Below are 14,181 nucleotides of genomic sequence, written 5' to 3'. Positions count from 1 at the left end.
AGGTATGTTCTTGGGCGCGAAGCATACATAAAATCGGGCTGCAAGGAATTTTGAAAATGGTGAGATCGCCAATCAGCAGCTTACCCCGCCACAATCGGAAGCACGGCTTTTCGGCAATCCCAACCTATCACGCAACTCTGAGCGGGAGTTAGTTGGGATTGCCGAAATGCACAACTCCATTCAGTTTCAAGCCGCCTTTGCTGCCACCCCAAAGACTTTCTCTAGAAGACTTGTCTGCTCTCCCTTCAGAATCGGCCCAGCAATGGCATTTGGCCGCTGCCGCAAATATCCTTCGATCAACGCAAATTGGGCTTCCGGAATCCGAAGGCATGGATCGCCTTGGATTCGCCGCCATGCAACAAGCGCAATCGCCGTCAGCAAGGTGTCCAACTCACAATGCTGGCGTGCAAGATTCCAGTTCCCGGTTTCAAACGCCAAGTCAGGACTTGCCTTGTCGCGGATCAGCGCAACTGGAATACCGATTCTTACCAGCACCTCCGAAAGATGATGCCAGGTTTTGCCAAACCCTTTCATCGCTGCGTTGATATCCAGATGGGCCGGGCGCACTATGCGGGGTCCGAAAGCCTGAATAAGCTGCGGGGGCAGCGCGAGATCATGCGACATAGCGGCCAGTTCGATGACTTTCGCATCCATCGCTGAACCTCCATAAGTGACCAGTATTCGATCGGCAGAGGCGCGCAAATCATCGAAGGCAGACGTTAGCATTGCCCCTTCATCCTGATGTTCTGTTGTCCAGCTGCGCAATTTGCCGACCGATATCCGGCCAAGATCATCAATGCTGATGTCGAGCAATGCGATCATATTCAGCTTGCGCGCAGCGATGCGGGTTTTGTGGCAGTCAGGATTAATTTCCTGATAGGCTTCGGTAAGGTAACGGTCGAACACCATTTCTGTGTCGAGGATTGTATATTTTTGCATGGTTTTTCTTTCTCCTGCTGACGTGCAGCAGGTTCTTGTTGTTAAAAAGTAACGGGACGCAGGTCGTCGACGCGGCGCCAAGCCTGGAAGGCAGCTACCAAGCTGGCCTGATCCGGATCTTCGGCGAGACAATTGAATACCCAGGACAGCCACAGCGCCTGAGCGTGATCTGCTGCTCGCCGGGATTTTTCCGATGGCCCGGCCATCTTGGACGCCATAGGAATGCCGAACAGTTCGGCGCTGACCCGGACATATTGGTCTTCCGTTCGGTGAACATGGATCTTGCGGTGGAGACCCAGATTGAAAATCGGAAGAGCATGAAGAACATCATCAGCAAAGTCGGCTTTGTGTTTTGGCCGATGAGACCCGCCGGGCGCTTCCAGAATAGCGCAAACGCAGTCGGTCTGTTGATCGAGCAGCTTCGTCATTTCCAGTAATGGAGCGGTTCGTTCCTTGTCCGGATATGTATGATGATGGCGCGTGAACAACACGTCATCACCAGGCTGTAAGTTGACTTCAAAGGCTCCAAAGGCGCGAACGAAGCGCTCGGTATTGCGGCGGTAGGGATGGTAGATGACGGAAAAGGTGACGATCCTTTCCGAATATATCGGAGGTTTCATAAAAATTGTCCTGAAACGCCAAACGGGCGGTCATCCGAAGATGCCGCCCGTTTGGCTGGTGAATAAAAATATGCTGCGAAGATCTAGTTGTTCCGGGTTTTGACGATATCTCCTTCAACGGTGACGCGGGTATGTTCCCATTGGACAGTCCGCTCAGAGCCATCAGCGGCAGCTTTGTCCAATATGGATTTGGCCCGGCGGATTGCCCGTTCGACCTTTCCTCCGCGGTCGCATTTCGCTTCCACGACAATGGCTCTCTCGTTCAAAAAGAACATCCGCTTTCGGTCGAGTGAGACCATAACCAATGCCCGGCTCTTATCGAGCTGCGCTGGCTCGACTTCCAAAACTTCAGCGCCGTCGATGGAACGCAGGATCAGCGCATAGCCAGAAGGTTTGTCGCAGATGTTATCGGCCCAGACGCTGACTATCATGTCATGCCGGTTATCGATGGCAGCATCTGCGGCGGCGTTGAACACTGCCTCGGATGGAAAACTGATAGCTCCAAAGGTTATGGCGCAGGTTCCAGTCCGCTCTACCTGCAAACCCATCTCATAGCGCAAGGCATGCGTCATCGCCTTGCGCGGACAGCCCGCGCCGGTTGTATTCTTCGTCATTCTATATTCCTTTTCTTAGTGACGTCCTTTCTGGACGGAGCTTTTCCATTCACTTCGGAAGCTCAAATTCACCTTCAATTTCATTGTTCTCCGGGCAGCTTTTTGGCTGCCCGTTTCTTAAACTTTAGGATTCAGCGGTATCGCCCTAGCCATGTGATTGGCTCGATATGCGGCGTGCCCGAAAACGGTTTTAGAGCCCGCGCATACCAGGCCTCTTCTGCCTCGCGCTGATCATGCGGAACTTCTGTCCACCAGACTTTGCCATTCCAGCGCCAACCGCGATCTTTTATGATCTGGCGATAATCATATGGCAGTCCGCGCGCTTCAAACAGCCATGTGTCGCGGCGGGCGTTGTCAATTGCTTCGCCCAAGGCAGTTTTGCCGGAAGGCGTGACAAAGGTCAGCAAATTGGTGAGACTGATCACGTCATCCATTGCGCGATGCTTGACCGGATTAAACATGCCTGCCTGCATCAACAGATGATCAGCCTTGGCTCCATCGAAACCCCAGCCAGCCCAATCGCAATCGCGCATGGAGCAGATCCATGGTTTTGCATCAAGATCTGGGAGTAGTTTCTCGACAAATCGCCGGTCATGAAAGCTGTTGTGCGCGCAAATGGCATCCATCCCATTCAGGCGCGCTGCAATACGCTCAGGGTTTATGGTCTGGCCGGCCAACATTTCGTCCGTCAATCCCGTGAGCTGGACGATCTTTGGTGACAAGGGAACGCCAGGGTCTTGCAATGACTTCCCGGCGCTTTCGATCCTGATAATTCGCCCCATCGCATCAACGATGACAAATGCGATGGCAATTTCGATCACGACATCTCGTTGGGGATCAAGACCAGTCGATTCAGTATCAAGGATTGCGACGCGCATCAGCGGTTCGACTGGGTCTGCAACTTCTGGCCATTCACGGAATGGCGTGACCCGATGCAGAACTCGAACTTTATCGTCTTCGGTTCCGGGCGGGTGACCTGTCGGCAAATGCCCAGCGGTGGTTTCTATATTCATGATATACCTCTTGGTAGGAGGCTGGCCGACGGAAACATTTTCCATTCAAATTCCAACCTCAAAATTGAGGCTTCAGCCGGATGCTATTCTACTTTTGACGCGGAAGATAGATCTGCCGCTTTTCCCAATGTGGATTCATGCGGAGGCAACCGGTAAGTCGGTTTATCGACCAGCGGCGCGATAATGGGTGAGGCGATGCCTTGCCGACGAAGCAGACATTTTGGTCCGCGTTTCAGGAACTTCCGTTTCCACCCCATTTGCGGACATTGGCAGAGGTCCGATACTATGTCCGCTGCGCGCCCAATTTCGGCCATTCGACCCGCCTGTTCATTACCCTGAAAGCTGCCACCCGTTCAGGTGGCAGGCGACGGCGGCTTTCGCTCCAATAAGCGCCAATGCGGGGTAAGCCCATACTGGAGTCTTCGAGCTGCTAATCCGCCTATTACAGCGTCAATATGACACTAGTCGATCCGTTGCATCCAGAATGACCTTGACCGTCTCCTGTGGCTGATCCCACATAGGAAAGTGTCCGCTGCGCTCAAACCAGCGCATCGTTGCTCCAGGAAAGGCCGCCATCGCGCGGTTCGCCTGCTGCGGTAGACACAACCGATCCTTGCGTCCCCAGCCGATTACAACTGGTGAAGGCGTGTTCGCAGAACCCTGCTGATTTGCGCCGGTAGCGAGATCCTTCACAAGCGAGTTGACGATACGCGTATCCGCCAATGACCTTAGTTCGTGCGCGACGAATGCGGGATCGAGCGCCCACGGCCTTGCGGAAAGCTGGACCAGGAGCGCGCTCCGACCTGCGATATTTCCGGTAATGGCAGGAAGCGCCGGTCGCAGCGCCCGAACCAGAGCAATCGATGCCGTTATAGTGGTCCTGAAGAACTTACGCTCCCATCCTTGCCAGAAGCCACCCGGATCCAGAGCGACGACCGCGCCGGCCTTGCCGCGTCGCGCCATCTCGAGCACCATGCGAGCGCCCATGGAGCTGCCAACCATATCGATCCCTGTGAGTTTCTCAGCCCCGAGCCAATTGTCCAAGCTGCGCGCCAGCCCGTTAAACGTCCCACTGTCGGCCTCTTCGGGTGTCTGCCCGTGCCCTGGCAGGTCCAGGGCGATTACCTCCCTCACTTGGGCAAGCGCAGGCAAGATCGTATCCCAAGAGCGGTAGGTTCCCCCCAGTCCATGAACAAGCAGAAGTGGTTTTCCGCGGCCTATGCGCGTGTGGTGTAAGGTCATGTGAAAGTAACACCTTACAACGGGTTAAGTTCCGCTCGGCCCACGGCTGTCCATTTTGCCGAGTGGTTCGCCAAGAGCGGATAGTCCGTTACCGGCCCAACTACAGTCGGTCCGAAATGTGCCCAATTGTTGCCTTTCCCGCGACCTATCCTCGATCTTGAAAACTGACATTCAGCGTATCAAACTTGCAGCCGCAGCCGAGATACGCTGAAAATATAATCTCCGATCAGTTGGCTTTGTCCAAGATAACTAGTGTTCGACGAAAATTTTGATTCCTAAAGCGATCAGAATGATGCCTCCCGCAACCTCGGCGTATTTTCCTATTCGTGAGCTAGCCATGCCGCCGATCATCACCCCCAAGCTTGAAAGCAATGCGGTGATTATCCCGATAGCGATACAGGTCAGTAAAACCGGAAGCGCAAGAGCTGGCAACGTGATACCGGCAGCAAATGCGTCAATACTGGTCGCTATCGCAGCTGCCCCCAATGCCCATCCTGAGAGACTAGGAGCAGAATCGTTGCCGTTGCCGTCCCGTGCTTCCCAAAGCATTTTCATGCCTAAACCGCTGAGCAGAATGAGAGCAATCCAGTGATCATAAGCGCTGATGTGCGAAACAAAAACTATTCCAAGGGCCCATCCCAGAAATGGCATGATGCCCTGCGCGACGCCAAAGGCCATTCCCGTCCGAGTGGCGTGAAACATGGAATTATGTCCTGCGGCACCTTGGGCAACGGCTACTGCGAAGGCGTCCATTGCCAGCCCCGCAGCAAGAGCCACAATGAGAAACAGGTTTTCCATTAAATGCGCTTTTCCAACTGCCTATACTGTATTTACTTCAACGGTGATATGAGAAAGCCCTGCGGTTTCGGTCAGTCTCTCGCGATAAACAGCGGGGGCTGTATCACTTTCCGTAATGACTGCTACAATAGCGGCATGGTGTCCTGGACCCAGTTGCCAGACATGCAGGTCGGTGATCTTGTCTCCAGCTTCCTCGATAATCGAGCGGATTTTTGCCGAGACTGGGTCGCCCGCTTTTCTGTAATCCAGCATGGTAGCACCGGTATCGCGCATCAGACCCCATGACCAGCGCGCGATTACAAGCGAACCGACGATACCCATGAGCGGGTCAAGCCATATCCATCCGTAAATGCTGCCGGCTATTAGCGCAAATATTGCCAATACCGATGTCAATGCATCGGCAAGCACATGGAGATAAGCAGCGCGCAGATTTTGGTCCCGGCCATGATGTTCAGCATGATGGTTGTGGTCATGGCAATGATCGTGATGATGGCTGTCCCCATGATGATGATCGTCGCGGAGCAACCAAGCACTGACCAGATTCACAATTAGGCCAATGACGGCCACGAAGATTGCCTGGGGGAAGCTGATCGGGATCGGATTGGCCAGTCTGACGAGACTTTCCCATCCTATCAGTAGCGCAACCAACGCCAGAACGATTGCACTGGCAAATGCGGCAAGATCTCCCACCTTCCCGGTGCCAAACGTGAAGCGGGGGTTCTTGGCATTGCGGCGCGCAAAAAGATAGGCGATCGCAGCTATCAGCATCGCAGCGGCATGAGTGGACATATGCCAGCCGTCGGCGACCAGCGCCATCGAACCGTAAACGGTTCCTGCTGCAATCTCGACAACCATCATCACGCTGGTCAGGGCAATAACGAACCAGGTTCGGCGCTCGTTGCGCTCGTGATTTTGGCCTAGAAATACGTGATCATGTTCGTGACCGGTTTGCGTTGCGCTTTCGGAGGCGATCATTTCAAATATGTCCTGATAACCTGAATCAGATCAGTCGCGCCCTGAGCGCGCTCCTCGTCAGTGTCCGTTTCAGGATTGGAGACATGTTCGCGGACATGATCCTCAATCAATTCCACGGTAAGCCCATTTACGGCTCCTCGAACCGAGGCGACAAGATTGAGGATCTCACCGCAAGGAGCCTTGTTGTCCAAAGCCCGCTCAATGGCTTCTAGTTGCCCTTTAAGGCGGCTGACGCGCGCCAGAAGCTTTTTATCATCTGATGTATGTGACATAGCATAGGGGGCTACCCTATATTCGGAATTTTGTAAAGGACCTGTTGAATCGCAATAGATTGTGTCCCCCGTCAGCGATTGATTGAGTATTCATCGCGTTCGCTTGGCGTGGCAGTGGTTTTAGATGTATTACGCATCTGTTCTACTATCTTTCAATAGCCACAAACAGCACCAACTGAGTCCAAAAATCCAACCGCCCAGCACATCGCTTGGCCAATGGACGCCCAAGGCAATCCTCGACGTGCCGATCAAGACAGCCAATATGAGCGCACCACAAATCAGGGAAAACCGTGCATATCGCCCTGGCACGAGTTTAAATAGCGCCAGTGCGGTAAGGATATAGACGATAGTCGAGTTCGCGGCATGGCCGCTTGGAAAACTCGCTGAATTGGGAACAGAGAGATATTCTACAATCGCAGGTCGCGGTCTGCCGAAAAAATCTTTCAATAAGGATACTGCCCAAAATCCGCTGAGAGACAAAGCGGGCAACAAGAATGCATTGAAATAGGCTTTTTTGGCGATCAGAAAGAATGATACGGCAAATATAACCAGAAGCAGGAAGCTTGAATCTCCCAAAACTGTGATATTGCGGACAAATTGCAGCAGCCAGTCAGGGCCCATCAGTATATCCGAATTTCTCGCCGATCGAAAAGCAAGTAAAAGGGTTCTATCTATTGCATCGAAATGACCTTTCGCCACCTTCGACCAGAATAATAAGAAAATTCCAGCTAGAATGAATGATGGCATAAATTTGAAACCGCGCTGAAATATCATTAGACGAACGCTCATATCTTCACTCGTTTTTTGCGTTTTGGGTCAACCCTGCTTGATTGCGTTAAACTCCGCTCAAATCTGATATTCAACAGGCTCTAGCTCTTCCATCCATGAGCACGACCGGCACGATGGCCGCACCGATTAACTTTCCTTATATCCCAGCAGCCGCAAGGCATTTATGACTACGACAAGCGTCGATCCTTCATGCATCACGACAGCGGGGCCGATCCCCAGGCCGAAGAGTGTTGCCGGTATCAATACGGCCACCACGCCGAGACTGATCCAAAGATTTTGACGGATAATGCTACTTGTTGATCTGCTGAGACCAACGGCAAAAGGTAATGTTGCCAGATCATCTGCCATTAACGCGATATCTGCCGTTTCAAGCGCGACATCGGAACCTGCGGCTCCCATGGCTATTCCGACAGTCGCATTGGCCATCGCGGGGGCATCGTTCACGCCATCGCCAACCATCGCCACTCCACCCTGATCGCTGAGTTGAGTAATCTTCTCGACCTTGTCATCCGGCATTAGGTCACCGAAGGCTTCGTCAAGACCCACTTCCACGGCGATCGCGTCCGCGACTTTCTGATTGTCGCCAGAAATCATCATCATCCGCGTGATTCCGATCGAGCGGAGCTTGTTTATCACTTCGGACGCTGAAGCGCGGGGCGTGTCCATAAGGCCAAGAACACCAAGAAATTCGCCGCCACGCCTGACAATCATGGTGCTGCGACCGCGTGAAGACATTTCGGTAACTTTTTGAGCGACCTCTTCTGGAAGCGCATCCTGATCGTCTTTGAGGAAAAGTCCCGCTTTCCCGATAAAGACGTTTTCGCCATTGATTTTGGCAGAAACACCTTTGCCCGTTATGCTCTGAAAATCTGTAGCGATCAGATCCGATGATCCGAGGCGTTTTTCTGCAGCACGCACAATAGCTTGCGCCAGAGGGTGATCACTATGCACTTCGACAGCGGCAGAAATAGCGATAAGTTCGTCTGCTCCAATTTCTCCGAAAGGCACCGTTTCGACTAACTCCGGTTCGCCAATCGTAAGGGTCCCGGTTTTGTCAAAAGCGATCGAATCTAGCTTACCCAGCATCTCGAGAGGCGCGCCGCCCTTTATGAGAACGCCGCCCCGCGCTGCACGGGCAATCCCGCTTAAAACAGCGCTGGGTGTGGCAATAGCCAAAGCGCAGGGGCTGGCAGCAACGAGGACTGCCATCGCCCTGTAAATGCTATCGGAGACTGGCTCGTCTATCACCAACCAGGAAAACCCAGTTGCGATTGCAAGCAGAATGACAACCGGCACAAAAATCCGCTCAAATTTATTGGTGAAGCTCTGCGTTGGCGATTGACGCGTCTCCGCATCGTTCACCATTTCGACAACCCGGGCCAATGTGGTTTCCGACGCCAATCGGGTGACTTGCACTTCGAGGCTACCGCTTCCGTTTATGGATCCGGCGAAAACCCGGTGTTCTGATTTTACTTTATCGGCCGCTTTGGCCGCCGCTGCAGCGTTATCGACCGGACGCTTGTCGACCGGGACGCTTTCACCGGTTATGGGTGCCTGGTTGACGCTGCTTGCCCCTTTGACAACAAAGCCGTCCGCTGGAAGTCGCTCGTTGGAACGGATGATTACAATATCACCGATTACCAGTTCAGCCACCGGCAAACGCAGTTCCTCTCCGTCCCTGCGGACCACCGCCTCCTCGGGAGCAAGGTCAGACAGTGCGGATATGGCATTGCGCGCGCGGGCCATTGCATAATTTTCGAGTGCATGGCCGATGCTGAACAGAAATAATAGAAATGCTCCCTCTGCCCATGCCCCGAGCCACGCCGCCCCGCCGGCGGCAACGATCATGAGAAAATCTATTTCAAATTTTCGATTTCTGATTTTTTCGAAGGCTTCCAAGATCGTAAAATAGCCGCCGAAAAAATAGGCCGCCACCAAAAACCAGAACCCAATACTCGCCGGCAGAAGATTGATTTTGGGTCCCAGCCATCCGGCAAGAAGGGCTGCACCGCAGAGACCTGCAAAAACCATTTCTGCACGGCCACCAAGCAGCCTGTCGATTAGCCCTCCGTGTGAGTGATCCGAATTTTCCAAATGCTTGCTGTGCTGCTCATCGGTCATTTCTGTTCTGCCGCTCGCGTGAGAACATCGACCTTTTCGAGGCTGACTAGCCCGATCCCTCGCAGATCGTCTAGCTGAGTATAGAAATCTTCCAGTCGTGCCCGGGCATCGATTATTTCGATCACCACCGGTGGATTATCGCCAATTCCGAACGCGTGATGTTCATGAACAATGGAAGACGAGGAGAACCCCAATATTCCTTTCAGGACGGTGCCTCCGCGAAGCCCATAAGACCTGGCCCGAGCAATGATTGTGGTAACAACCGTCTCGTCCCCATGCATTGCGGCTTCATCGGTATAAATCCGCATGAGAGATATTTGTTGCGGCTTTTGCATTATGCACTCCTTCTCATTCTGGCTTTGGACGGAAACGTTGCAGGATTGGAAACTTGTCCAAAGAGGGCGTGAATCGCTTGATATGCGGCCTCAAATCGGGAAATTCACGCTCAAGCATCAACCGCGTCACGGCGGGCAACACGAAAAGCGTCAATATCGTTGCAGTGATCAAACCGCCGATAACCACAATCGCCAACGGTTTTTGCACCTCAGCACCTGTGCCAGTCGCGATCGCCATGGGAACGAAGCCTAACGAAGGCACGATGGCTGTCATCAAAACGGACCTGTAGCGTTCAACTGCACCGGAGTAGATGGCCTCGACGAGTTCCACGCCAGATTCGAGACGCCCCTGGATCGCGGTCATCATCACAAGTCCATTGAGCACTGCCACACCGGCCAAAACAATAAAGCCGACAGCAACCGAGATCGAGAATGGCAGGCCCGTTACGGCAAGCGAGAATATCCCGCCGGCAATTCCCAGCGGGACAGTCACAAACACCGCTGCGGCCATCCGAAAATTACCCAGCGCCATGACCAGCAGACCGAAAATCAACAATGCAACGACAGGAACAACCAGATTGATCCTCGCCTGAGCGGCCTGAAGGTTTTCGAATTGCCCGCCCCATTCGAGGATGACTCCTGATGGTAAAGTAACATCGCGCTCAATTTGGGACTTCGCTTCGTTCACAAAGGAGCCAACATCGCGGCCTCGAACATTGAGCTGCACAACAACGCGCCGCTGCCCGTTTTCCCGGCTTATCTGATTGAGGCCTTCGGTTTCTTTCAGGGTAGCTAGCGATCTGAGTGGAACCGACGATCTTTGTCCGAAACCATTGTCTGGCAAAATAACCGGGAGCGCTCCGATAGCGTCGATATCATTTCGCACTTCGCCAGGTAGCCGCACTACAATATCAAACCTGCGGTCGCCCTGAAATACCAGCCCGCTTTCCGCGCCGCCCAATGCGGCGCTGACGGTTGCGGCCACTTCGTCAACGGTGAGGCCATGGGCTGCAATCGCAGAATTATCGAATTGCACGTCCAATGTCGGAAAACCCTCGGTTTGCTCGACACGGACATCCGCAGAACCTTCAATGCCCGAAAATGCAGCTGCAAGCTGATTAGCCGTAGCAGTAAGCTGTTCCAGATCGTCGCCGAATACCTTGACGGCAACATCACCTCGCACACCGGCTATCAACTCATTGAAGCGCATCTCAATAGGCTGACTGAACTCGTAGTTCTGGCCAATGAGATTGGCTAATTTCGCTTCCATCTGTTCCACCAGCTCTGTCTTTGAAAGCGACGGGTCGGGCCATTCATCTTTCGGGCGCAAAATGATAAATGCATCGGAAATATTGACCGGCATAGGATCGCTGGCCACTTCAGCTGTTCCGGTTTTTGAATACATGAAGCGGACTTGTGGAAATTTGGAAATCTCCCGCTCGATCTGTTTTTGCATTGAAACAGATTGATCCAGCGACGTGGATGGTATTCGGATCGATTGAAGGGACAGATCCTGCTCGTCCAGCTGCGGCATGAATTCGCTACCGAGAAAACCGAATATCCCAATTGACAGTCCAAATACGGCAAGACCTGCCAAAGTTGCCCGGCCAGGCCATTTCAAAGCCTTCCGCAGTGCCGGTTCGTATTTGCTTTTGCTCCAGCTCACCATCCGCACTTCCTTTTCAGAAACACGGCCGCTTATCAGCAGTGCTAATAATGCTGGGACCAACGTCAGTGAGAGAATAAACGCCGATATAAGCGCAAGCATTACGGTGATGGCCATCGGCGAGAAGGTTTTTCCTTCAACACCCTGAAAAGTCAGCAAAGGCACGAAAACCAGCAAAATGATCGCCTGGCCAAATAGCGAAGGCCTGATCATTTCTCTTGTTGATGCAACCACTTCTTCCAGTCGTTCGCCGAGAGACAGAAGTCGCCCTTCTTCATGTTGCCGGCCTGCCATCCGGCGCAGAAAATTTTCCACGATGATAACGCTGCCGTCAACGATCAAGCCGAAATCAAGAGCGCCCAAGCTCATGAGATTTCCCGAAACGCCAAATCGATTCATGCCGATTGCCATCATCACAAAGGAAACGGGAATGACGAGCGCGGTAATCAGCGCTGCCCTGAAATTGCCAAGGAGCAGGAATAGCGCGACGATAACCAACAAAGCTCCCTCGATCAGGTTTTTTTCAACCGTGCTGATAGTCGCATTGACCAGTTTCGAACGGTCCAGAACGACTTCTAATTTTATGTTGGGAGGCATTGTCTTGACGATTTCTGCAAGCCTTTCACCGGTTGCAGCGGCAACCGCACGGCTGTTTTCACCAAGCAGCATCAATGCGGTTCCGACAACGACTTCTTCGCCATTCTCGGTTGCCGCGCCGGTTCGCAAATCGCCGCCATTGCTGACGGATGCAACGTCACGGACGCGAACAGGAATGCCTTCGCGTGTCGCGATGATCGAATTTTCAATTTCTTCCAGCGATTTGAGTCGTGCGTCTGCCCGCACCAGAAATGCCTCTCCGCCGCGTTCAACAAAGTTTGCGCCAACAGAAAGATTGACCCTTCCAAGCGCTTCGGAAAGATCGTCAAAACCGATACCGTAGGAAGAAAGCCGAGCCGCCGAGGGGGTAACGACAAATTGTTTGGCGTAACCACCAATCGAGTCAACACCAGCGATGCCCTTGACGTTGCGCAATTGCGGTCCGATTACCCAGTCTTGAAGCGTGCGTAGATACGCCGCCTTTGAGACTTCATCGTTCAAGCGTTCACCTTCGGGAGTCAGGTATGAACCATCAGATTGCCAGCCAGAACCGCCCGCAGCTTTTCCTTTTTCAAATGGCTCGTAGCTGACCGTCCACATCAAAACCTCGCCAAGACCCGTCGATACCGGTCCCATTGCCGGTTCGGCCGTGGCCGGCAGGCTGTTGCGAACAGTGGTCAGTCTTTCGGCCACCTGTTGACGAGCAAAGTAGACGTCGGCGCTATCGTCAAATATTGCCGTAACCTGCGAAAAGCCGTTGCGGGAGATAGAACGGGTCGTCTGCAGTCCCGGAATGCCCGCGAGCGATGTTTCAACCGGATAAGTCACCAGGCGTTCAATATCGAGTGGCGACAGGGTGGGATCGACAGTGTTGATCTGGACCTGATTATTGGTGATGTCAGGGACAGCATCAATTGGCAGGTTCACCAGATTATAGATTCCGAATGCCGCGACCGCAGCAAGAAACAAAACGGTGAGATACCGGTTGCGGACGGACATTTCGACGAGACGTGCAATCATAGCCGTTGCTCCAATGGGAATGTATTAATCAATGTTCTGCTTCGCCGCGGCCAAGTTCAGATTTCAGGAGAAAGGCGTTTTTGCCGGCGATTTGTTCACCTGACTTGAGGCCGTCGACAATCTCGATTCTACCGCCACTCTTCGCTCCGGTCGTAACGGGCCGTGCACGGAAACCAGATTTGGTCTTTACAAACACGACGTTGCGTCCTTCGACGGATTGGACAGCCTCTACGGGAACAATCAATGCCGTAGACTGATCGCTTGTCGCCTGCTGAAGTATCCGCACTCGCACATATTCTCCGGGGACGAGTCTGGCGCCTGAAGCAGGGGCAAGCACGACAATGGCCGCTCTGTTTTCCGGATCGGCAGCTGGCGTAACCGCCAATACCCGAGCGGAGATTTCACCCTCGGGCGTTTCGACCGTGGCCGCTGCTCCAGTGCTGATCTTGCGCGCATCTTCTGCGGGAACTGCCGCTTCAATTTGAATAAGGTTCGGATTGGCGATACGGAAAAGCTCATCCTGAGCGGTCACGTAGGAGCCCAGAATTGCCGGACTTGACGTTATCCGGCCGCCAATCGGTGAGCGCACAGCAATAAAGCGTCCGCTGACACCTGACGCAATGGCCGCCTGGCTTGCCCGTCTTGCTTCTGCGGCAGCCTGTTGATTTTCTGCTCTCGCCGTTTCAAGATCTGCCCGTGCGGTGATTTTCTCATCGTAGAGGCGCTGCTCCCGGTTCATCTGCGACCGGGCAAGCGCGGCCCGAGAAGCTGCCGATGTAACCTCGGAACTAATTGCGGCGGCTTCGCGGCTCTCTATGGTAGCCACTGTCTCGCCGCGCCGAACCGCATCTCCCAACCTCTTTTTGATGCTCGTGACCCTGCCTTCAGCGCCTGCACTCAATATGGCCTGCCCTTGAGGAGACGGTGCAACGCTACCCTGCGCAATAATCTCGGCATCAAGCGAACTTGGAGCCACATCGAATATTCCGATTTCAGAGGCGCGCAGCTGTTCTTCTGTCATTTCGACAACGCCTTCTTCTTCGGAATGATTTTCTTCTGTGTTGTTGGCAGCGCTCTGATTTTCCGCGCTACCTCCGGTTGAGCCATTGAAAATTACTCCCAGCACAACCGCAAACGCGATGGCTAGGCCAGCGATTATGATCCATTTTCTGTTGTTCAT

At 53.4% G+C, this 14,181-nt stretch carries 13 protein-coding genes; all 13 read right to left on the bottom strand.

Going from position 1 to position 14,181, the window contains the following annotated elements; all coding sequences use genetic code 11:
* Nucleotides 1-186: 186 nt before the first annotated feature.
* The 13 genes from AAC060_RS04105 to AAC060_RS04045 all read right to left on the bottom strand — a co-directional run bounded on the left by AAC060_RS04105 (nt 187) and on the right by AAC060_RS04045 (nt 14,181).
* Nucleotides 187-939 carry a hypothetical protein gene (locus AAC060_RS04105; RefSeq protein ID WP_339823162.1) on the bottom strand — a complete coding sequence of 251 codons (753 nt, stop codon included), beginning with the start codon at nt 937-939 and terminating at the stop codon, nt 187-189.
* Between the two features lie 41 nt (nt 940-980).
* The gene (locus tag AAC060_RS04100; protein ID WP_339823160.1) at nt 981-1,559 is read right to left on the bottom strand and encodes a hypothetical protein; all 579 of its coding nucleotides are present in this window, start codon (nt 1,557-1,559) and stop codon (nt 981-983) included.
* An 83-nt stretch (nt 1,560-1,642) separates the two neighbouring features.
* Nucleotides 1,643-2,173, bottom strand: a complete 531-nt coding sequence (locus tag AAC060_RS04095; RefSeq protein ID WP_339823158.1) for a hypothetical protein — start codon at nt 2,171-2,173, stop codon at nt 1,643-1,645.
* 131 nt (nt 2,174-2,304) lie between these two features.
* Complete coding sequence (locus tag AAC060_RS04090) at nt 2,305-3,186, bottom strand: 3'-5' exonuclease (protein WP_339823156.1); 882 nt, start codon at nt 3,184-3,186, stop codon at nt 2,305-2,307.
* Nucleotides 3,187-3,636: 450 nt separating this feature from the next.
* Nucleotides 3,637-4,428 carry an alpha/beta fold hydrolase gene (locus AAC060_RS04085; protein ID WP_339823153.1) on the bottom strand — a complete coding sequence of 264 codons (792 nt, stop codon included), beginning with the start codon at nt 4,426-4,428 and terminating at the stop codon, nt 3,637-3,639.
* A gap of 249 nt (nt 4,429-4,677) precedes the next feature.
* The gene (locus AAC060_RS04080; protein WP_339823150.1) at nt 4,678-5,226 is read right to left on the bottom strand and encodes a manganese efflux pump MntP family protein; all 549 of its coding nucleotides are present in this window, start codon (nt 5,224-5,226) and stop codon (nt 4,678-4,680) included.
* A gap of 21 nt (nt 5,227-5,247) precedes the next feature.
* Complete coding sequence (dmeF, locus tag AAC060_RS04075; RefSeq protein WP_339823148.1) at nt 5,248-6,201, bottom strand: CDF family Co(II)/Ni(II) efflux transporter DmeF; 954 nt, start codon at nt 6,199-6,201, stop codon at nt 5,248-5,250.
* A complete protein-coding gene (locus tag AAC060_RS04070) occupies nt 6,198-6,473 on the bottom strand; it encodes a metal/formaldehyde-sensitive transcriptional repressor (protein ID WP_339823146.1) in 276 nt (91 codons plus the stop codon). Before AAC060_RS04070 ends, dmeF begins: the two co-directional genes overlap by 4 nt.
* A gap of 129 nt (nt 6,474-6,602) precedes the next feature.
* Nucleotides 6,603-7,262: a phosphatase PAP2 family protein gene (locus AAC060_RS04065; protein WP_339823144.1), complete on the bottom strand. Its 660-nt coding sequence runs from the start codon at nt 7,260-7,262 to the stop codon at nt 6,603-6,605.
* 126 nt (nt 7,263-7,388) lie between these two features.
* Complete coding sequence (locus AAC060_RS04060) at nt 7,389-9,383, bottom strand: heavy metal translocating P-type ATPase (protein ID WP_339823142.1); 1,995 nt, start codon at nt 9,381-9,383, stop codon at nt 7,389-7,391.
* A complete protein-coding gene (locus tag AAC060_RS04055) occupies nt 9,380-9,718 on the bottom strand; it encodes a DUF190 domain-containing protein (protein WP_339823140.1) in 339 nt (112 codons plus the stop codon). The genes AAC060_RS04060 and AAC060_RS04055 overlap by 4 nt, the downstream gene beginning before the upstream one ends.
* A gap of 13 nt (nt 9,719-9,731) precedes the next feature.
* Nucleotides 9,732-13,001 (bottom strand): CusA/CzcA family heavy metal efflux RND transporter, encoded by a 3,270-nt coding sequence (locus tag AAC060_RS04050; RefSeq protein ID WP_339823137.1) that lies wholly within the window; start codon nt 12,999-13,001, stop codon nt 9,732-9,734.
* A gap of 28 nt (nt 13,002-13,029) precedes the next feature.
* Nucleotides 13,030-14,181 (bottom strand): efflux RND transporter periplasmic adaptor subunit, encoded by a 1,152-nt coding sequence (locus AAC060_RS04045; protein ID WP_339823135.1) that lies wholly within the window; start codon nt 14,179-14,181, stop codon nt 13,030-13,032.

It is taken from the genome of uncultured Parasphingorhabdus sp., from assembly GCF_963975555.1.
Classification (GTDB): Bacteria; Pseudomonadota; Alphaproteobacteria; order Sphingomonadales; family Sphingomonadaceae; genus Parasphingorhabdus.
Note: the sequence above shows the minus strand (reverse complement) of the source record. Positions and strands in the feature narration are given on the sequence as shown.

Coding starts and splice junctions, on each gene's coding strand:
- AAC060_RS04080 (WP_339823150.1), bottom strand. CDS start 5,226: ATGGAAAACCTGTTTCTCATTGTGGCTCTTGCTGCGGGGCTGGCAATG.
- AAC060_RS04085 (WP_339823153.1), bottom strand. CDS start 4,428: ATGACCTTACACCACACGCGCATAGGCCGCGGAAAACCACTTCTGCTT.
- AAC060_RS04100 (WP_339823160.1), bottom strand. CDS start 1,559: ATGAAACCTCCGATATATTCGGAAAGGATCGTCACCTTTTCCGTCATC.
- AAC060_RS04095 (WP_339823158.1), bottom strand. CDS start 2,173: ATGACGAAGAATACAACCGGCGCGGGCTGTCCGCGCAAGGCGATGACG.
- AAC060_RS04105 (WP_339823162.1), bottom strand. CDS start 939: ATGCAAAAATATACAATCCTCGACACAGAAATGGTGTTCGACCGTTAC.
- AAC060_RS04050 (WP_339823137.1), bottom strand. CDS start 13,001: ATGATTGCACGTCTCGTCGAAATGTCCGTCCGCAACCGGTATCTCACC.
- AAC060_RS04090 (WP_339823156.1), bottom strand. CDS start 3,186: ATGAATATAGAAACCACCGCTGGGCATTTGCCGACAGGTCACCCGCCC.
- AAC060_RS04045 (WP_339823135.1), bottom strand. CDS start 14,181: ATGAACAACAGAAAATGGATCATAATCGCTGGCCTAGCCATCGCGTTT.
- AAC060_RS04065 (WP_339823144.1), bottom strand. CDS start 7,262: ATGAGCGTTCGTCTAATGATATTTCAGCGCGGTTTCAAATTTATGCCA.
- dmeF (WP_339823148.1), bottom strand. CDS start 6,201: ATGATCGCCTCCGAAAGCGCAACGCAAACCGGTCACGAACATGATCAC.
- AAC060_RS04070 (WP_339823146.1), bottom strand. CDS start 6,473: ATGTCACATACATCAGATGATAAAAAGCTTCTGGCGCGCGTCAGCCGC.
- AAC060_RS04060 (WP_339823142.1), bottom strand. CDS start 9,383: ATGACCGATGAGCAGCACAGCAAGCATTTGGAAAATTCGGATCACTCA.
- AAC060_RS04055 (WP_339823140.1), bottom strand. CDS start 9,718: ATGCAAAAGCCGCAACAAATATCTCTCATGCGGATTTATACCGATGAA.